Consider the following 18,009-nt stretch of genomic DNA (forward strand, 5'->3'; position numbering starts at 1 on the left):
CGTCGGGAAGCTCGTGCCCCCCTGGTCCCGGCCGCTGCTGGCAGGGAACCTGCGACGGCAGGCATCATGGATGTGGTGAACGAGCCGGTGCATCCTGATCACGTCCGGATCTCCGACGCCGACCGGCAGGCGGTCGCCGAACGGCTGCGCACCGCGCACGACGACGGCTTCATCGATCTCGCCGAGTTCGACGAGCGGATCGCCGAGGTCTGGCGGATGCGCACCCGCGGCGAGCTTGGCCGGGTCACCCGCGACCTGCCGCCGCAGCCGCGCCGGCGCAACGACGGACTGATCTTCGCCGACACCGCGGGCGGCGTCGCGATGAAGGTGCTGGCCGTCATCTGGCTGTGCCTGACCGCGGTGGCCGTGTCCGGCTGGGGGATCGTCGCGCTGACGACCGGCCTCGAGTACCCGTGGTTCCTCTGGGTCTCCGCGCCACCCGGTGCGGTGCTGCTGACGCTGTGGCTGACCGGGGTCGGCCGGCCGCGACGCGGGAACCGGTAGCAGGCCCGACCGTCCGCCGACGGATGAACGGCCGGTGTACGGACGTTCATCCGGACCCGATACGTTGCCGATCATGGGACACCGCGAGGAGCTGCTGGACGGGGCCGCGCAGTGCCTCTACGAGAAGGGTTTCGGCCGCACGACCGCGCGCGACGTCGTCGCCGCCTCGGGCACGAACCTCGCTTCCATCGGTTACCACTTCGGGTCCAAGGACGCGCTGCTCGTCGAGGCGCTGCTGCGCGCCACCGCCGCCTGGGGCGAGGAACTGGACCGGGCGCTGGCCGAGCCCGGGACCGAGCCGGGCCATCCCGACCAGCGGGTCGAGAACACCTGGAGCCGGGTGGTCGGGCTGTTCACCACGCACCGGCGGTTGTGGACCACCCACGTCGAGGCCCTCGCGCAGGCCGAGCGGCTGCCCGAGCTGCGGGCGAAGCTGGCCGAGGCCCAGCGCGAGATGCGCGAGGGACTCGCGCTGACCTTCCACACGGTGTCCGAGGAGGACCCGGTCGCCGCCGACCGCCGGGTGCACGTGCTCGGCGCGGTGTACCAGGCACTGCTCACCGGTGTGATGGTGCAGTGGCTGGTCGACCCGGACAGCGCGCCGACCGGCGTGGACATCGCGGAGGGCCTGCGCGCGATCGCCGAGCGCGCCGACGAGCTGGTCTGATCCGCACCGGTCAGTGCCGGGGCTGCACCCGGCCGATGATCGTCCCGCCACGCTCGGCCCCGGGTTCCGCGACCCGCACCGACAGCGTCCCCAGCGCGATGAACCGGACGGTGACGGTCCCGCCCGCGGTGACGTCGACGATCCGCCCCTGCTCGGGGATCAGCACCCGGCGGGCGACGTCGCTGCCGACGGTGAGCACCAGCGTCGTCCCGCGCGGAACGATCACGGTCGGTACCGGCCGACCCGGTTCGTCCGAGCGGTGCTCGAACCGGACGGGTGTCATCCCGTCGGCGCCCGCGGTCGCGACGGTCGTCGGTCCCGCAGGCCCCGCGCCCGCCTCCGGGACCCCGCACGCGGTCACCGCGAGCAGCATCCCGGCGAGCATCATCCCGGCCGCCCTCCGCATGACTCCATGCTGCCGCAAGGGGCGTTGCGACCCCCGCCCGGCACACCCGATCGTGGCATTCGGCACGATCGCGTGGTGACCCCCCACCCCGTCGCTCCGGTACCGGCCACGCTCTTCGACGACGAACGCGAGCAGCGCTGGCGTTCCCGGTTCACGGCCGTGCGGATGTCCCGGCCGTCGTGGGCGGAGGACGCACCGGACCGCACCGTCTACGTCTCCAACGTGACCGGCACGTTCGAGATCCACGCCTGGGACCGCGCCACCGGGGAACACCGGCAGGTCACCGACCGGCGCAACGGCACCACCTCGGCCGTCCTGCCCCCGGACGGGGAGCAGATCTGGTGGTTCGCCGACACCGACGGGGACGAGTTCGGGCGCTGGGTCGCGCAGCCGTGGACGGCCGGACCGGGCGGGCCGACCGAACCTGCCGTGCCGGGTGTCGGCGACGGCTACCCGGCCGGGCTGCAGATCGGGCGGCGCCGGACCGCGATCGGTGTGTCCACCGACGAGGGCACGACGTTGTTCGTGCACGAGCGGGACTCGGCGGGCGACGCCCGCGTCGTGTACCGGCACACCGAGGACGCCTCGGTCGGCTCCCTGTCCGAGGACGAGACGCTGCTGGCGATCTCGCACTCCGAGCACGGCGACTCCCGGCACCCGTCGCTGCGGGTGCTCGATCTCGACAGCGGGCAGACGGTCGCCGAGCTGCACGACGGGCCCGGCCGGGGCCTGGACCCGCTGGAGTTCTCCCCGGTCGCCGGGGACCAGCGGCTGCTGGTGGGGCACGAGCGCCGTGGCCGCGACGAGCTGCTGATCTGGAACCCGGTCACCGGCGAGGTCACCGAGATCCTGATCGACCTGCCGGGGGAGCTCGTCGGCGGCTTCTACCCGGACGCCTCGGCGTTGCTGGTCGCGCACACGCACGCGGCCCGCACCCGCCTGCACCGCTACGACCTGGACAGCGGTGAGCTCACCGAGCTGCCCACCGCCCCGGGCTGCATCGGTTCCGCCGACGTCCGCCGGGACGGCACCGTCGAGTACTCGTCGTCCTCCGCGGCCACTCCGTCGCAGATCCGGGCGTTGCACCCGGACGGCACCGACGACGTGCTGGTCGCCCCGCCCGGTGAGCGCCCGCCGGGCTCGCTGCCGGTGCGCGACGTGTGGGCCGACGGCCCCGGCGGTCCCGTGCACGCGCTGGTCACGGTCGCCCCCGCGACGGACGGGAGGCCGGCACCGGCGGTGTTCGTGCTGCACGGCGGCCCGCACGCGGCCGACCAGGACCGGTTCGACGCCGGCCGCGCGACCTGGGTGGACGCCGGGTTCACCGTCGTCGAGGTCAACTACCGCGGTTCGACCGGTTACGGCTCGGCATGGCGGGACGCGATCGAGGGCCGGCCCGGGCTGACCGAGCTCACCGACGTCGCCGCGGTGCAGGACGCACTGGTCGCCGACGGCACCGTCGACCCGGATCGGTGCGCCGTCGACGGCTGGTCCTGGGGTGGTTACCTGGCGCTGCTCGCCGCGGGCACCCAGCCGCAGCGCTGGGCGGCGGCGGTCGCGGGCGTGCCGGTGGCCGACTACGTCGCGGCCTACGCCGACGAGATGGAACAGCTGCGGGCGTTCGACCGGGCGCTGTTCGGCGGCTCACCGGACGAGCTGCCGGACCTGTACCGGGAGACGTCCCCGCTGACCTACGTCGACGCCGTCCGGGTACCGGTGCTGGTGCTGGCCGGGGAGAACGACCCGCGCTGCCCCATCCGGCAGATCGACAACTACCTCGACGCGCTGGCCGCCAGGGCCGGCCGCGGGGAGCCGGTCCACTACGAGGTCAGCCGGTTCGACGCCGGACACGGCTCGCTGGTCGTCTCCGACCAGCTCGACCTGATCGCGACCGAGATCGACTTCGTCCGGCGCGCGCTGGGCTGATCCCCGTCCTGGGAGTGCCGGCGCCCGGATCCGGCACCAGCGCTCCCAGGACGCGGATCATGACCGGGCGTCGAGCAGGGCCAGCACGTTCTCCGGCGGCCTGCCGAGGACGGCCCGGCCACCGGAACGCACCAGCGGACGCTCGATCAACCGCGGCTCGGCCGCCAGCGCGTCGAGCAGGGTGTCCCGGTCGGCGTCCTTGAGCCCCTGCTCGCGGAACGCCGGCTCACCGGTGCGGACGAGCGCCAGCGGGTCGTCGGTGCCCAGTTCGGCGAGCGCCCGCTCCAGCTCCGCCCGCGCCGGCGGGTCGTCGAGGTAGCGGCGCACGGTCGGCTCGACGCCGTGCTCCTGCAGCAGGGCGAGGGTGGCGCGGCTCTTCGAGCAGCGCGGGTTGTGCCAGATCTCCACGGCCCGAGCCTAGGAGGCCCGCACGGCCTGCTCGATCCGGTCGCCGATGGACTTGTCCACGTTGCGCCAGTACTCGAACGCGCGCTGCAGGACCGGCTCGGAGACACCGGCGGACAGGTGTCCCGCGACGTTGTTCACGAACCGCTCGCGGGCCGCGTCGTCGAACACCTCGCGGACCATGGTTCCGGCCTGCCCCCAGTCGTCGTCCTGCTCGTGCAGGACGTTCGCGGTCCGCACCATGTCGCCGTCGGCATGCCAGAGCGCCTCGGCGACCCGCTTCGGGTCCGCCTCCGGCCCGCCGTAGGAGTTCGGCGCGTAGATCGGGTCACGGGAGTTCGTGATCCGCATCGCGCCGTCCTTGGCGTAGTTGTTCACCTCCGACCGCGGCGCGTTCACCGGGATCTGCTTGTAGTTCACGCCGAGCCGGGCACGGTGCGCGTCGGCGTAGGAGAAACCGCGGGCCAGCAGCATCCGGTCCGGGGACAGGCCGGTCCCCGGAACCAGGTTGTTCGGCTCGAACGCGGCCTGCTCGATCTCCGTGTGGTAGTCCTCGACGTTGCGGTCGAGGGTGAGCCGGCCCACCTCGGTCAGCGGGTAGTCCGCGTGCGGCCACACCTTGGTCAGGTCGAACGGGTTGAACCGGTAGGTCTTCGCGTCGGCGAAGGGCATGATCTGCACGTACAGCGTCCAGGACGGGTGGTCCCCGGCCTCGATCGCCTCGTAGAGGTCGCGCTGGTGGTGGTCGGCGTCGGCGCCCGCGAGGTGGTCGGCCTCCTCCTGCGTCAGGCACTCGACGCCCTGGTCGCTCTTGAAGTGGTACTTGACCCAGAACAGCTCACCGGCGGCGTTGATCCAGCTGTAGGTGTGGCTGGAGTAGCCGTTCATGTGCCGCCAGGTCCGCGGGATGCCCCGGTCCCCCATCAGCCAGGTGACCTGGTGCGCCGACTCCGGCGAGAGCGTCCAGAAGTCCCACTGCATGTCGTGGTCGCGCAGGTTGTTCGCGACCCGGCGCTTCTGCGAGCGGATGAAGTGCTGGAACTTCATCGGGTCCCGGACGAAGAACACCGGCGTGTTGTTGCCGACCATGTCCCAGACGCCCTCGTCGGTCCACAGCTTGAGCGCGAAGCCGCGCGGGTCGCGCCAGGTGTCGGGGCTGCCCCGCTCACCGGCGACGGTGGAGAACCGGATGATCCCGCGGGTCTCGGTGCCCGGCTGCAGGAAGCCCGCCCTGGTCCAGGCGGTGACGTCCGCGGTGGTCTCGAACCGGCAGAAGGCGCCGCCGCCCTTGGCGTGCGGCTGGCGCTCCGGGATCCGCTCCCGGTTGAAGTTCGCCATCTGCTCGATCAGGTAGTGGTCGTTGAGCAGGAGCGGACCGTCCTGGCCGACGGTCAGCGAGTGCTCGTCGCTGGCGACCGGGCTGCCGGAATCGGTGGTGGTCGGCTTGCGCTGCGGGCTGGTCACTGCCGGGCCTCCTCGTGGTGGGGTGGGGCGTCATGGGTCGGGTACGGCGACGGGGTTTCCCACACCCTCTCGACCCAAACGGATCGGGCTGGCCGGTGACCGCTGCAGGACACGGCGCAGGATGGACACGTGCCCGACGCCCTCCACCCCACCGCTGCGCCCCGAGCCGGGATCGGCGCCTTCACCGACGTGCTGCGCCGTCCGGGAGTCGGCACCGTCACCGCGATCGGCATGGCCGCCCGGATCCCGGCGACCGCCGTCGGCGTCACCCTGACCCTGCACACCGTGCTGACCCTGGGCCACGGGTTCGGTGCCGCCGGGCTGGTGGCGGCGGCGGTCCCGACCGGGATGGCGGTCGGTGCCCCGCTGCTCGGTTCGGTGATCGACCGGTACGGGCTGCGTCCGGTGCTGTTGCTGACGATGGCGACCGGGGTGGCGTTCTGGTCGGTCGCCCCGCTGCTCGGCTACGCCGGGTTGCTGGGTGCCGCCTTCGTCGCCGGCGTGCTGACGCTGCCGGTGTTCTCGCTGGTGCGGCAGGTGATCGCGGCGATCGTCCCGCCCGGGCACCGTCGACCGGCGTTCGCGCTGGACTCGATGTCGGTCGAGATCTCGTACATGACGGGCCCGGCGATCGGGTCGCTGCTGACGCTCTGGCTGGGCAGCGCGGTCTCGATGCGGGTGATCGGGGCCGGGTTCGTGCTCGCCGGGCTGGCGCTGTGGTGGCTGAACCCGCCGGTCCGGTCGGACGGCCGCTCCCCCGGCCGGGAACGACGGCCACCGGTGCGGAGCTGGCTGACCCGCCCGCTGGTCGGTGCGCTGCTCACCGTGACCGCGGCGGTGCTCGCGATCATGGGGACCGAGTTCGCCTTCATCGCCGCGCTCACCGAGGCCGGTCAGGTGTGGGCGATCGCGGTCGTCAACGCCGTGTGGTGCCTGGCCTCGCTGGTCGGCGGGTTCGTCTACGGTGCCGCCCGGCGCACCGTCGCACTGCCGTTGTTGCTGGCCGTGCTGGGCCTGGCGACGCTCCCGGCCGCGCTCGCCTGGTCCTGGTGGAGCCTGCTGTTCCTGCTCGTGCCCGCTGGCCTGGTCACCGCGCCGACGCTGGCCGCCGGCAGCGATGCGATCGGCGAGCTCGCCCCCGACCGGGTCCGCGGCCTGGTCACCGGCCTGCAGGGTTCGGCGACGACGATCGGGATCGCGGTCGCCGGGCCGCTCGCGGGGTTCCTGGTCGACGTGGCCTCTCCCGCGGCCGCGATCATCGTGTGCGGGTCGGTCGCGACCGCGCTGGCCGGGGTCGCGGCGGTACTCATGCGCCGCGACGGACGATCGGTCCCCGACGGAGGGCGGCCGGCCACGCAAGCCGGTGACTGAGAGGGTCCACAGGCGATCGGCGCATCACATCCGGTGATCCCGGCGTGGGCACCACCGGCTCGGGCAGACTTGACTCTCGTGAGCGCGCCGCCCCACCCCGAGGCCGAGACCCAGCCGATCCGCCGCGAGCGGCCCCGCCGCCGGGTCGGGGTGCTCCGCTGGGCGTTCGCACTGCTGCTCGCCGCCGGGGCGGCCCTGGCCGTGCTGCCCGACCTGATCGGTCTGGATCGCCGGTCCCCGTTCGCGCAGGTCATCGCGTTCCGGCCGCTGATGGTCGCCGGGCTCCTGGTGCTGGTGGTGGTGGGCGCGGTGATCACCGTGTTCGCGCGGCGGTTCTGGCCGGTGCCGCTGGCGCTCGCGGTGGTCGCGCTGATCGGGGCCGCGCTCGTAGCGCCGCGCACCATCCCGGCCACGACGCAGCCCGCCGCGGGTGGCCCGGCGTTGAAGGTGTTCGTGGCCAACGTCTACGAGGGCCAGGCCGACGCGGACTCGCTCGCCGCGCTGATCGAGGCCGAGGCCCCGGACGTCGTCTCGGTCCCCGAGTCGGGTGCGAACTACGAGTCCGAGCTCGCCCCGCTGCTGGAGCCGATGGGGTACCGGACCGCCGCCAGCGTCGGCCCCTGGGAGCGCGACGTCACCGGGAACACGGTGGCCTGGGCCGACCGGCTCGGTGAGGTGCGGACGCGGATCGGCGAGGACACCCGCTTCCCCTACATCGAGATCAGCGGCGGCGGGCTCGGGGAGCTGCGCTTCGTGGCGTTCCACTCGGTCGCGCCGGTGCCGCGCTCGGTCGCGACCTGGCGGTCCGACCTGTCCGAGGTGCAGAAGTGGTGCTCGAGCGGGTCCCCGGCGATCATCGCCGGGGACTTCAACGCCACGCTCGACCACTCGGTGTTCCGGGACGCGACGGCCGGGTGCGGTGACGCCGCGGCGCAGACCGGCAACGGGCTGGCCGGCACCTGGCCGACCTGGGCCCCGCAGTGGATCGGCCCGCAGATCGACCACGTCCTCGCGACCGCGCCGATCACCGCGGAATCGTTCGAGACGCGGCTGGTGCCGGGCTCGGACCACCGCGCGATCATCGCGACGCTACGGCTGCCCTGACTCCGAGCGGGGCCGCTCGGTGGCCCCGCATCTCGTGCGGGGCTCCTCCGCACGAGGGCAGCAGACAGGGGGTGCACCTTGCTCGGAAACCGCTCACCTCGTGAGCGGTTCCCGAGCAAGGGACACCCCCTGCGCCCCGGCCCGGCGAGGGCGGACCGGGGCCCGCGCTGCGGGACTCAGCCTGCTGCCGCGACCGCCTCGGCGACCTCGTAGGTGTTCAGCGCGGCCCCCTTGCGCAGGTTGTCGCCGCAGACGAACAGCTCCAGGGTGTTCGGGAAGTCCAGCGACTGCCGGATCCGGCCCACCACGGTCGGGTCCCCGCCCACCGCGTCCGCCGGGGTCGGCCACTCGCCGGCGGCGGGATCGTCCTTCACCACGATCGTCGGCTGCGCGGACAGCACCTTGCGGGCCGCCTCGACCGACACCTCACCGGCGAACGTGGCGTGGATCGCCAGTGCGTGCGTGGTGACGACCGGCACCCGCACGCAGGTCGCGGAGACCTTGAGCTCCGGGATGCCGAGGATCTTGCGGGACTCGTTGCGGACCTTCAGCTCCTCCGACGACCAGCCGTCGTCCTTCAGCGAACCGGCCCACGGCACGACGTTGAGCGCCAGCGGGGCCGGGAACGGGGAGTCCGCACCGACCGGGACGCCGGCCGCCTTCAACGCCTCGGCGACGTCGCCGGAGACACTGCCGACCTGCTTGCCGGCCAGCGCCTCGATCTCGGCGTAGAGCTGGTCCACGCCGGGCTGGCCCGCACCGGAGGCGGCCTGGTAGGAGGAGACGACGAGCGCCTCCAGGCCGAACTCCCGGTGCAGCGCACCCATCGCCGCCATCATCGACAACGTCGTGCAGTTCGGGTTCGCGATGATGCCCTTCGGGCGGTCGGTCACCTTGTCCGCGTTGACCTCGGGCACGACCAACGGCACGTCCGGGTCCATCCGGAAAGCACCGGAGTTGTCGACGGCGACCGCACCGCGGGCGGCCGCGACCGGGGCCCACTCGGCGCTCACCTCGTCCGGGACGTCGAACATCGCGATGTCGACGCCGTCGAACACCTCGGGCTTGAGCTCGAGGACGGTGATGTCCTCGCCGCGGACCCGCAGGACCTTTCCGGCGCTGCGGGCGGAGGCGATCAGCCGGATCTCGCCCCACGGCACCGACTCGCGCGAGTCGATGATGTCGATCATGGTCGTGCCGACGGCACCGGTGGCGCCCACCAGAGCGAGCACGGGCTCGTGCATGGCCATCTCAGTTCACCGGCCCGTTCCCGCGGCGACCACCGCGTCGTCCTCGGCGCCCAGGCCGAAGGCCTCGTGCAGCGCCTGCACCGCGTCGTCCAGCTGGTCCGAGCGGCAGATGACCGAGATCCGGATTTCCGAGGTGTTCATCGTCTCGATGTTGATCCCGGCGTTCGACAGCGCCTCGCAGAACGTCGCGGTGACGCCGGGGTGGTTGCGCATGCCGGCGCCGACCAGCGACACCTTGCCGATGTCGTTGTCGTAGATCAGCTCGGAGAAGCCGATCTCGGCCTTCACCCGCTCCAGCGCCGCGACGGCCGTGTCCCCGTCGGTGCGGGGCAGCGAGAACGTGATGTCGGTCTTCTTGTCCGACACGTTGGAGATGTTCTGCAGCACCATGTCGATGTTGATCTCGGCGTCGGCGACCGTGCGGAAGATCTTGGCCGCCATGCCGGGGGTGTCCGGCACACCGGTGACGGTGATCTTGCCTTCGGACCGGTCGTGCGCGACGCCGGTGATGATCGGATTCTCCAACGGGATCTCCTCGATCGAGCCGGAGACCAGCGTGCCCGGCTTGTCGTTGTAGGAACTGCGCACCCGCAACGGCACCCCGTAGCGGCGGGCGTACTCCACGGCACGCAGGTGCAGCACCTTCGCACCGGAGGCGGCGAGCTCGAGCATCTCCTCGTAGGTGACGGTCTCGAGCAGGCTGGCCCGGGGGACGATCCGCGGGTCGGCCGAGTAGACGCCGTCGACGTCGGAGTAGATCTCACAGACGTCGGCGTCCAGCGCCGCGGCCAGCGCCACGGCGGTCGTGTCCGATCCGCCGCGCCCCAGCGTGGTGATGTCCTTCGAGTCGGCGCTCATCCCCTGGAAACCGGCGACGAGCACGATGTAGCCCTCGCCGAGCGCCTCCCGGAGCCGGTACGGGTTCACCTCGGTGATCCGCGCGTCGCCGTGCCGCGAGGTGGTCAGCATCCCGGCCTGGGAACCGGTGAACGACCGCGCCTCGGCCCCGAGCGAGTGGATGGCCATCGCCACCAGCGCGTTCGAGATCCGCTCCCCCGCGGTGAGCAGCATGTCCATCTCACGGGCGGGGGGTTTCGGGGAGATCTGCTCGGCGAGGTCGGTCAGTTCGTCGGTGGTGTCCCCCATGGCGGACACGACGACGACGACGTCGTGCCCCTCCTTGCGGGTACGGACGATCCGTTCGGCGACCTTCTTGATGCGCTCTGCGCTCTCGACCGACGATCCGCCGTACTTCTGCACGACGAGGGCCACGCCGACCTCCTGTCCTGGCTCCGCTTCTCGAAGCCGTCGGGTGCTCTCTTCGGCCGCGGACGAGCGTGGGTGGAACGCCCGCGGCGCTGGTCGGAACGGCACACTACCGGCGGACGGCGTCCGATTTCAGGCTCTGAGCGGAACACGATGACTCAGGACACACGGGCGTGTCCGCGCGTCGCCCGTCCGGTATCCCGCGGCGCGCGCGGCCACGGACGACGAGGTCGCGCGCGGCCCGTCAGGCGACCCTTCCGGCCTGCCGTACCCGGTGCCGCCGGACGGCGTCGGTGTTGCCGCAGCGGGAGCTGCAGTAGCGCTGTCTGCCGTTGCGCGAGACATCGGCGAAGACCCGCTCGCAACACGGTGCGGCGCACCGGCCGAGCCGGTCCATCCCCCGGGTCGCGAGATGGGTCGCGGTACCTATCGCGATCAGCACGTGCAGCACCGCGGCCAGCCCCAGGCCCTCGGCACGGTGGTGCAGGTGCCAGTGCCCGTCGTGGTCGGTCAGCCGGGGCGGCCCGGCCCCCTCGGCGAGCAGTGCGTTCAGCAGCCTCGCCCGTTCCCGGGGCTCCTGCGCGTCGACCACCTCGACCCAGCGGGACAGCAGTGCCCGGACGGCGTCGAGATCACCGGGCACCGGGACCCACTCACGAGCGACACCGGCCGCGACACTCCGGTCGGCCAGCTCGGCCACCGACGACGGCGGGTCGTTCACCAGGTCCGCCGCGAGCAGCACCGGATCCCGGCCGTAAGGGTTGATGTGCACAAGTCCATTACAGCAGGGTCGGCCGGGTGAGCACATCCCTGGAACACGAGTGGGTCACGGTGTCGCGGCACCGCACGTCCGACGGCACGCTCAGCTACCGACGCTGCCGGTGCGGGGCATGGCGGATCGAGCCGGGAAGCGGCCTGCCACCGGCGGTCGTGCTGCCGGATCAGACCCGGCGCAGCAGCCGGACGACGACGGTCGTGAGCACCAGCCACAGCACCGCCGCGACGCCGTAGTTCAGCGTGACCGCCAGCTTCGGCTGCTCGGGCGTGAAGAGGTCCCCCAGCCCGAGGTTGAACTGCGCGGCCCAGCCGGCGACGAACTCCGTGAGGAAGTTCGCAGGGTTGGCGTCGAGCAGCGTCAGGACGATGTGGGCGACCAGGATCCCGACGATCACCAGACCGACCACGCGCACGATCGTCGCGATGAAGCCGAGCCCCTGTCGCAGCGTCGTCCCCACGGTTGCCGCCATCGCGCACCTCTCCCTCGTGACGGACGCCATGGTCGCATCCGGGCGTCCTCGCCACCTGTCCAACGAGGCAGGCGACCCCCAGTTGTGATCTCTTCGTTGCGACCGTACATCGATCCACCCGGGCAGCGGGGTTGCCGCACGGCGGGGGTGCCGGGCTACGGTGGACACATGGCGCGCCTGCTCCTTCGTCGCCGCGGCGGGGTCTGACCGACCGGCCCCTCGTCGCGGGGTCTCGCGTGTCCGCCGGTCGCCACGACCGTCCAGCGAACACCGCGACATGACAAGCGACATCACAGGAGCATCCCCGTGACCACGTCACCCGACGCGTTCGAGTCCCGCGCCCGCAGCAACGTCCGCACGCCCGAGGGCGCCCCGCACGCCGCCCAGCCGGCCTGGAACCGGCAGCGCGGCTCGCAGATGCCCTTCCATCGGTACAAGCCGTTCCATCAGCTGGTCGAGCCGGTCTCGCTGCCCGACCGCACCTGGCCCGACAAGGTGATCGACACCGCGCCGCTGTGGTGCGCGGTCGACCTGCGCGACGGGAACCAGGCGCTGATCGACCCGATGAGTCCGCTGCGCAAGCGCCGCATGTTCGACCTGCTGGTACGCATGGGCTACAAGCAGATCGAGGTCGGCTTCCCGGCCGCGAGCCAGACCGACTTCGACTTCGTCCGCGAGATCATCGAGCAGGACGCGATCCCGGACGACGTGCAGATCCAGGTGCTCACCCAGGCCCGGCCCGAGCTGATCGAGCGGACCTTCGCCGCCTGTGAGGGTGCGCACTCGGCGATCGTGCACCTCTACAACTCGACGTCGATCCTGCAGCGCCGGGTGGTGTTCCGGACCGACCGGCCGGGCATCACCAAGATCGCGACGGACGGCGCGGAGGAGGTCGCGAAGTTCGCCGAGAAGTACCCGTCGACCGACTGGACCTTCCAGTACTCGCCGGAGTCCTACACCGGCACCGAACTGGAGTACGCGGTCGAGATCTGCAACGCGGTCAGCGCGATCTGGCAGCCGACCCCTGAGCACCCGATGATCGTCAACCTGCCCGCGACGGTCGAGATGGCGACCCCGAACGTCTACGCCGACTCCATCGAGTGGATGCACCGCAACCTGGAGCGCCGCGACGCCCTGGTGCTCTCGCTGCACCCGCACAACGACCGTGGCACCGGCATCGCCGCCGCCGAGCTGGGCTACCAGGCCGGCGCCGACCGGATCGAGGGGTGCCTGTTCGGCAACGGCGAGCGGACCGGCAACGTCGACCTGGTCGCGCTGGGCATGAACCTGTTCACCCAGGGCGTCGACCCGCAGATCGACTTCTCCGACATCGACGAGATCCGGCGGACCGTCGAGTACTGCAACCAGCTGCCGGTGCCCGAGCGTCACCCGTGGGGCGGCGACCTCGTCTACACGGCGTTCTCCGGGTCGCACCAGGACGCGATCAACAAGGGCTTCGCCGCCATGCAGGCCGACGCCGCCGAGGCGGGACGGCCGGTCGACGACCACCCGTGGGAGGTGCCCTACCTGCCGGTCGACCCGCGCGACATCGGCCGCACGTACGAGGCCGTGATCCGGGTGAACTCGCAGTCCGGCAAGGGCGGCATCGCCTACATCATGAAGACCGAGCACCACCTGGACCTGCCGCGGCGGCTGCAGATCGAGTTCAGCCACGTCATCCAGGCCTACACCGACACGGAGGGCGGTGAGGTCGAGCCGAAGGCGATGCGGGACGCGTTCGACGTCGAGTACCTCGGCCGGGAGACCCCGCTGAAGCTGGTCCGCCACCGCGTCACCAGCGACGGCGAGGGTCGCGACGACATCGTCGCGACCGTCCGCGTGGAGTCGGACCTGCACGAGATCACCGGCTCCGGCAACGGTCCGATCGCCGCATTCGTCGACGCGCTGGCCGGGATCGGGTTCGACGTCCGGGTGCTCGACTACCACGAGCACGCAATGGGCGGTGGGGACGACGCCCGCGCCGCCGCCTACGTCGAGTGCGCGGTCGAGGAGAAGGTCTTCTGGGGGGTCGGGATCGACAGCTCGATCACCAGCGCGAGCCTGAAGGCCGTGGTGAGCGCGATCAACCGCGCCCTGCGCTGACCGGGCGCCGGGTGCGGTGCGGTGCGGTGCGGTGCGCGAGCCCCGCACCGCACCCCGGCCCGCCCACGTCAGCCGAGGGTCCGCTCCAGGTCGTCGAGGATCAGCCCGGCGCCGGTGGGGCCGATCGCGAGCATCCATGTGTCGTCGTCGACGGTGAACGCGCGCCCCTCCCGCACCGCCGGCAGGGTCTCCCACAGCGGCGCCACCTGTGCGAACGGTTGGTCGTCGTCGAGTCCGTAGGACGTCACGTAGACGATGTCGGCGTCGGCGGAGCCGATCTGCTCCGGCCCGATACGGACCGCGATGTCCGTCTCGTCGCGGACGATCGCCGGTTGCGGGAAGCCCGCGTCGGCGAGGACCGAGCCGACGAACGAGCGGGGGCCGTAGAGCCGGATCTCGTCGGGCATGAAGCGCACCACGCTCACGGTGCGCTCGGCCGCGCCGAGCCGGTCGCCCACCTCGGTGGCGCGGGCGGTGTAGGCGTCGAGGAGTTCGCGTCCCTGCTGCTCGCGGTTCAACGCAGTGGCGTAGAGCGCCACGTTCTCCTTCCAGGCGTCGCCGGTGCGCTCGGCGAACACGGTCGGCGCGATCGCCGACAGCTGCGGGTACAGCGCCTCGTGCCGCACCTTCGAGGAGAGGATCAGGTCCGGATCGAGCGCGGCGATCGCCTCCAGGTCCGGGGTGGTCATCGGGCCGACGACGGTGATGCCGTCCGGGACCTCCAGGTAGGTCGGCAGGGCACCGTCCGCGGCGGCGCTCGCCACGCCGACCGGCTCGACGCCCAGCGACAGCGCCACGTCGAGCTCCTGGCTGTCGAGCACGACGACCCGTTCGGGCACCTCCGGGACGGTGGTCGTTCCCATCGCGTGCGCGACCGGGCGCCCGCCCGGCTCGGTCGCCGGCTCCTCGGGAGCCGCGGAGCAGCCGGCGAGCAGCACCGCGGCGAGCACGAGCAGGACGGGCCGGAACGAACGAGCGGTCACCGCCGGAGTGAACCAAGACCCGCCAGGTTCGGCAAGCCTCGCCTACTCCGCGCGACGCCCTCCGGGGTCACCCGGCGGTTGCGACCGCGGCGGCGCGGTGCCGGTCCCGGTGGTGCGTGATCAGCTCCCGGGACGCCTCCGGTTCCAGCGCGTCCGCGCGGGCGTCGGCCAGCACCCGGCGGTAGGTCTCCAGGTCCCGCGGCGAGTCCAGGAAGGACTCACCGGCGTGCCCCTCGGTGTGCACGAGGTCCGAGCCCAGCTCGTCCGGGATCGCGAGGACCGAGAACCGGCCGGCGTGCGCCCGCTGCACCCCCGCGGAGAACGGCAGCACCAGCAGGATCACGTTGGGCAGCCGGGACAGTTCCAGCAGCCGGTCGAGCTGGTCGGCCATCACCGACGGTCCACCGGTCGCGCGCACCAGCACCGACTCGTCGATCACCGAGCGCAGCCGTAGCGGGGGATCCGAGGTGAGCGCCTCGTGCCGGCGGCGGCGCAGGTGCACCAGCTGGTCGATCTCCCACCGCGCGTGGTCCGGGAGCCGGGCGACGAGCACCGCGCGCGCGTAGTCCGGCGTCTGCAGCAGCCCGTGCAGTACCGAGAGGTCGAACGCGTCGACGCCGGTCGCGTCGGTCTCGACGGCGGTGTACCGGCCGGGCGCGGGCAGCACGTAGCGCTCGGTGCGCAGACCTTCGGTGAAGGGCTCCCACCAGCCGCGGGTGCGGCTCTGCGCGACGAGCCGGTGGAGCATCTCCGCTTCCAGCTCCGCCACGCCGCCGTAGAGATCCAGCAGGGTGTCGACGTCGGCGGGCCGGGGCACTCCCTTCCCGTTCTCCAGCCGGCTGATCTTCGAGGCGGAGCAGGCCAGCCCGCGCGCCGCGTCCTCGAGCTTCAGCCCGGCATTGACGCGCAGTCGACGCAGCTCCGCACCGAGTCGGCGCCGCGCGCCGGTGGGCTCCTGCTCCACCACGTCCTCCCGCCTTCCGGATCACCGACCCCAGTGCACTGCAACGCCGACCCACCGTGCAATCCGCCGCGCCGTGCAAATTTCATCAACAATGCAATCGCACGACCCCGTCGACTGGGGCACGCTGGACGTGACACACAACACAGCTGGCGACACCTGGGAGGAACGACCGGCACGACCAGCACGCAGAAGGGGGACGACAGATGATCGGTACAGCACGGACCAGCACGACAGCGCGGGTGGGCACGGGGCGGTGGTCGACATGACCGCGCTGGTGGTGCTCGCCGTCGTCGGCATCGCGGTGCTCGGGGTCACGGCGATCGTGATCGGCGTGATCGACTCCCGGCGGGCCGGGGCCCGCAGGCGGATCGCCGCCGAGCGACGGCAGGCCTGGGAGCGGCGGCAGCATCAGCTCCACGGCGGCCCGTACGAGGTCGACGCGTGGGGCGACGAGGACACCGACTGACGGACCGGGGGCGGTGCGGCGGTGGGGGCCGGATGCTCCGCCCCACGGGCGGTCAGAGGGCGCGGCGGCCCGCGAGTGCCCGGCCGAGCGTCATCTCGTCGGCGAACTCCAGATCGCCGCCCATCGGCAGGCCGGAGGCGAGCCGGGTCACGGTGAGCCCCGGGAAGTCGCGCAGCAACCGGACCAGGTACGTGGCCGTCGCCTCACCCTCGGTGTTGGGATCGGTGGCGATGATGACCTCGGAGATCTCGGTCTCGTCGGACGCCGGGCCGGTACCGCCGAGCCGGGCCAGCAGCTCCCGGATGCGCAGCGTGTCCGGTCCGATCCCGGCCAGCGGGTCCAGCGCGCCGCCGAGCACGTGGTAGCGGCCCTTGAACTCCCGGGTCCGCTCGACGGCCAGCACGTCCTTGGGCTCCTCGACCACGCACACCAGCGTCGGGTCGCGGCGCGCGTCGGCGCAGTACCGGCAGCGGGTGTCGGCCGAGACGTTGCCGCAGACCTCGCAGAACGCGACACCCTGCTTGACCGTCTGCAGGACCTCCTGCAGCCGGGCGATGTCCGCCGGGTCGGCCGCCAGCAGGTGGAACGCGATCCGCTGGGCGCTCTTCGGGCCGACGCCGGGCAGCCGGCCCAGTTCGTCGATCAGGTCCTGGACCGGACCCTCGAACACCTCAGGCGCCCGGGAGGCCCAGGCCGCCCATGTCCAGGCCGCCCGCGAGCGGGCCCATCTTCTGCTGCTGCAGCTCCTGGGCGCGGCGGACGGCGTCGGCGAGGGCGCCGGCGACCAGGTCCTGCAACGTCTCGACGTCCTCCGGGTCGACCACCTTCGGGTCGATCTTCACCGACCGGGGCTCCAGGCCCGCGGTGACGGTGACCTCGACGAGACCGTTGCCCGCCTGGCCCGTCACCTCGGCGGCGGCCAGCTCGGCCTGCGCCTCCTGCAGCTGCTGCTGCATCTTCTGTGCCTGCTGCAGGATCATCTGCATGTCGGGCTGACCGGGTTGCACGACTACCCCTCGCTGTTGCTCCCGGCTCGCGGTCACGGGGAATCCCCGACACGGCCGGCGCGGACGTCTCCGCACACCAGGGTAGCCGTGTCAGGCTCTCCGACCGTGCACGCCCCGATCCGCCCTGTCGCCGTCGTCCTGGCCGCGGCCGCGCTCTGCGCCGCCTGCGCCGGGGCCGCTCCGGCTGTTCCACCCGACCCGCCCGGCACCCCGGGGCCGGTCCCGCCACCGGTCGTCGTGCTCGATCCCGGACACAACGGCGGGAACGCCGCGGCGCCGGCCGCGCTCGCCCGCCCGGTGCCGGACGGGCGCGGCGGGACGAAGGCCTGCAACACCACCGGGACGTCCACCGACGACGGCTATCCCGAGCACGCGTTCAACTGGGATCTCGCCCAGCGGGTCCGGCAGCGGCTGGAGGCCGCGGGCGTTCGCGTGGTGCTCACCCGTCCGGACGACGACGGTGTCGGCCCCTGCGTCGACGAGCGCGGAGCGGCAGGTGGCCGGGCCAGGGCCGCCGCGGTGGTGTCGCTGCACGCCGACGGGGCGGCGGCGTCGGCTTCCGGGTTCCACGTCGCGCACGCCGATCCGCCGGTGCACGGCACCGGCCCGCAGGCGCTGCGGCTCGCGACCGCCCTGCGCGACGCGCTGCGGAGCGGGGGCTTCACCCCGGCCGGTTACCTCGGGCAGGACGGGTTGCACGGCCGCCCCGATCTCGCCGGCCTCAACCACTCGACGGTCCCGGCGGCGCTGGTCGAGGCCGGGAACATGCGCAACGCCGCGGAGGCGCGGCTGCTGGCGAGCCCGCAGGGCCGGGACCGCTACGCCGGGGCGATCAGCACCGGCGTGCTCGAGTACCTCGGGCGCTGACCGGGGCGC

19 protein-coding genes are annotated in these 18,009 nt (G+C 72.5%); 8 read left to right on the plus strand and 11 right to left on the minus strand.

Annotated elements, in window-relative coordinates; all coding sequences use genetic code 11:
• Positions 1-75 precede the first annotated feature (75 nt).
• The gene (locus tag AB0J24_RS11730) at positions 76-504 is read left to right on the plus strand and encodes a DUF1707 domain-containing protein (RefSeq protein ID WP_358679236.1); all 429 of its coding nucleotides are present in this window, start codon (positions 76-78) and stop codon (positions 502-504) included.
• Between the two features lie 73 nt (positions 505-577).
• Complete coding sequence (locus AB0J24_RS11735; RefSeq protein WP_358679239.1) at positions 578-1,171, plus strand: TetR/AcrR family transcriptional regulator; 594 nt, start codon at positions 578-580, stop codon at positions 1,169-1,171.
• Between the two features lie 10 nt (positions 1,172-1,181).
• Here AB0J24_RS11735 and AB0J24_RS11740 read toward each other — a convergent pair whose 3' ends face one another.
• Positions 1,182-1,577 carry a hypothetical protein gene (locus AB0J24_RS11740; RefSeq protein WP_358679242.1) on the minus strand — a complete coding sequence of 132 codons (396 nt, stop codon included), beginning with the start codon at positions 1,575-1,577 and terminating at the stop codon, positions 1,182-1,184.
• Between the two features lie 75 nt (positions 1,578-1,652).
• Here AB0J24_RS11740 and AB0J24_RS11745 point away from each other — a divergent pair, with 75 nt between their 5' ends.
• Positions 1,653-3,503 (plus strand): prolyl oligopeptidase family serine peptidase, encoded by a 1,851-nt coding sequence (locus AB0J24_RS11745; protein WP_358679245.1) that lies wholly within the window; start codon positions 1,653-1,655, stop codon positions 3,501-3,503.
• A 57-nt stretch (positions 3,504-3,560) separates the two neighbouring features.
• Here the strand turns inward: AB0J24_RS11745 and arsC are convergent, their stop codons facing one another.
• Both arsC and AB0J24_RS11755 read right to left on the minus strand, forming a co-directional pair.
• The gene (arsC, locus tag AB0J24_RS11750) at positions 3,561-3,911 is read right to left on the minus strand and encodes an arsenate reductase (glutaredoxin) (RefSeq protein WP_358679248.1); all 351 of its coding nucleotides are present in this window, start codon (positions 3,909-3,911) and stop codon (positions 3,561-3,563) included.
• Between the two features lie 9 nt (positions 3,912-3,920).
• The gene (locus AB0J24_RS11755) at positions 3,921-5,372 is read right to left on the minus strand and encodes a catalase (protein ID WP_358679250.1); all 1,452 of its coding nucleotides are present in this window, start codon (positions 5,370-5,372) and stop codon (positions 3,921-3,923) included.
• A 129-nt stretch (positions 5,373-5,501) separates the two neighbouring features.
• Here AB0J24_RS11755 and AB0J24_RS11760 point away from each other — a divergent pair, with 129 nt between their 5' ends.
• Positions 5,502-6,743, plus strand: coding sequence for an MFS transporter (locus tag AB0J24_RS11760; RefSeq protein ID WP_358679253.1), 1,242 nt, complete (start codon positions 5,502-5,504; stop codon positions 6,741-6,743).
• 78 nt (positions 6,744-6,821) lie between these two features.
• The gene (locus AB0J24_RS11765; protein ID WP_358679256.1) at positions 6,822-7,847 is read left to right on the plus strand and encodes an endonuclease/exonuclease/phosphatase family protein; all 1,026 of its coding nucleotides are present in this window, start codon (positions 6,822-6,824) and stop codon (positions 7,845-7,847) included.
• A 176-nt stretch (positions 7,848-8,023) separates the two neighbouring features.
• Here the strand turns inward: AB0J24_RS11765 and AB0J24_RS11770 are convergent, their stop codons facing one another.
• The 4 genes from AB0J24_RS11770 to AB0J24_RS11785 all read right to left on the minus strand — a co-directional run bounded on the left by AB0J24_RS11770 (position 8,024) and on the right by AB0J24_RS11785 (position 11,610).
• Positions 8,024-9,097, minus strand: a complete 1,074-nt coding sequence (locus tag AB0J24_RS11770; protein WP_358679259.1) for an aspartate-semialdehyde dehydrogenase — start codon at positions 9,095-9,097, stop codon at positions 8,024-8,026.
• A 6-nt stretch (positions 9,098-9,103) separates the two neighbouring features.
• Complete coding sequence (locus tag AB0J24_RS11775; RefSeq protein ID WP_358679262.1) at positions 9,104-10,369, minus strand: aspartate kinase; 1,266 nt, start codon at positions 10,367-10,369, stop codon at positions 9,104-9,106.
• A gap of 238 nt (positions 10,370-10,607) precedes the next feature.
• On the minus strand, positions 10,608-11,135 hold the full coding sequence (locus AB0J24_RS11780) for a CGNR zinc finger domain-containing protein (RefSeq protein ID WP_358679265.1): 528 nt from the start codon (positions 11,133-11,135) through the stop codon (positions 10,608-10,610).
• Between the two features lie 169 nt (positions 11,136-11,304).
• Complete coding sequence (locus AB0J24_RS11785; protein ID WP_358679268.1) at positions 11,305-11,610, minus strand: hypothetical protein; 306 nt, start codon at positions 11,608-11,610, stop codon at positions 11,305-11,307.
• 306 nt (positions 11,611-11,916) lie between these two features.
• On the opposite strand from AB0J24_RS11785, the gene leuA reads away from it, so the two are divergent.
• Positions 11,917-13,713, plus strand: coding sequence for a 2-isopropylmalate synthase (gene leuA, locus AB0J24_RS11790; protein WP_358679270.1), 1,797 nt, complete (start codon positions 11,917-11,919; stop codon positions 13,711-13,713).
• Between the two features lie 68 nt (positions 13,714-13,781).
• Here leuA and AB0J24_RS11795 read toward each other — a convergent pair whose 3' ends face one another.
• Together AB0J24_RS11795 and AB0J24_RS11800 are read right to left on the minus strand one after the other, a co-directional pair.
• The gene (locus AB0J24_RS11795; protein ID WP_358679273.1) at positions 13,782-14,696 is read right to left on the minus strand and encodes an iron-siderophore ABC transporter substrate-binding protein; all 915 of its coding nucleotides are present in this window, start codon (positions 14,694-14,696) and stop codon (positions 13,782-13,784) included.
• Positions 14,697-14,763: 67 nt separating this feature from the next.
• On the minus strand, positions 14,764-15,663 hold the full coding sequence (locus AB0J24_RS11800) for a helix-turn-helix transcriptional regulator (RefSeq protein ID WP_358679275.1): 900 nt from the start codon (positions 15,661-15,663) through the stop codon (positions 14,764-14,766).
• A 259-nt stretch (positions 15,664-15,922) separates the two neighbouring features.
• Between AB0J24_RS11800 and AB0J24_RS11805 the strand changes: the two genes are divergently transcribed.
• Positions 15,923-16,126, plus strand: coding sequence for a hypothetical protein (locus tag AB0J24_RS11805; RefSeq protein ID WP_358679278.1), 204 nt, complete (start codon positions 15,923-15,925; stop codon positions 16,124-16,126).
• 52 nt (positions 16,127-16,178) lie between these two features.
• Here AB0J24_RS11805 and recR read toward each other — a convergent pair whose 3' ends face one another.
• Both recR and AB0J24_RS11815 read right to left on the minus strand, forming a co-directional pair.
• Positions 16,179-16,796, minus strand: a complete 618-nt coding sequence (gene recR / locus AB0J24_RS11810; protein ID WP_085913660.1) for a recombination mediator RecR — start codon at positions 16,794-16,796, stop codon at positions 16,179-16,181.
• Between the two features lies 1 nt (position 16,797).
• On the minus strand, positions 16,798-17,112 hold the full coding sequence (locus AB0J24_RS11815; protein ID WP_085913661.1) for a YbaB/EbfC family nucleoid-associated protein: 315 nt from the start codon (positions 17,110-17,112) through the stop codon (positions 16,798-16,800).
• 126 nt (positions 17,113-17,238) lie between these two features.
• On the opposite strand from AB0J24_RS11815, the gene AB0J24_RS11820 reads away from it, so the two are divergent.
• Positions 17,239-18,000 (plus strand): N-acetylmuramoyl-L-alanine amidase, encoded by a 762-nt coding sequence (locus tag AB0J24_RS11820; RefSeq protein WP_358679280.1) that lies wholly within the window; start codon positions 17,239-17,241, stop codon positions 17,998-18,000.
• The last annotated feature ends 9 nt before the right edge of the window (positions 18,001-18,009 follow it).

It is taken from the genome of Pseudonocardia sp. NPDC049635 (assembly GCF_040659795.1).
Lineage (GTDB): Bacteria > Actinomycetota > Actinomycetes > Mycobacteriales > Pseudonocardiaceae > Pseudonocardia.

Excerpts from the sequence above, each read along its gene's own strand:
- AB0J24_RS11735 (WP_358679239.1), top strand. The coding sequence starts at position 578 with ATGGGACACCGCGAGGAGCTGCTGGACGGGGCCGCGCAGTGCCTCTAC.
- AB0J24_RS11740 (WP_358679242.1), bottom strand. The coding sequence starts at position 1,577 with ATGCGGAGGGCGGCCGGGATGATGCTCGCCGGGATGCTGCTCGCGGTG.
- AB0J24_RS11770 (WP_358679259.1), bottom strand. The coding sequence starts at position 9,097 with ATGGCCATGCACGAGCCCGTGCTCGCTCTGGTGGGCGCCACCGGTGCC.
- AB0J24_RS11785 (WP_358679268.1), bottom strand. The coding sequence starts at position 11,610 with ATGGCGGCAACCGTGGGGACGACGCTGCGACAGGGGCTCGGCTTCATC.
- AB0J24_RS11805 (WP_358679278.1), top strand. The coding sequence starts at position 15,923 with ATGACCGCGCTGGTGGTGCTCGCCGTCGTCGGCATCGCGGTGCTCGGG.
- AB0J24_RS11815 (WP_085913661.1), bottom strand. The coding sequence starts at position 17,112 with ATGCAGATGATCCTGCAGCAGGCACAGAAGATGCAGCAGCAGCTGCAG.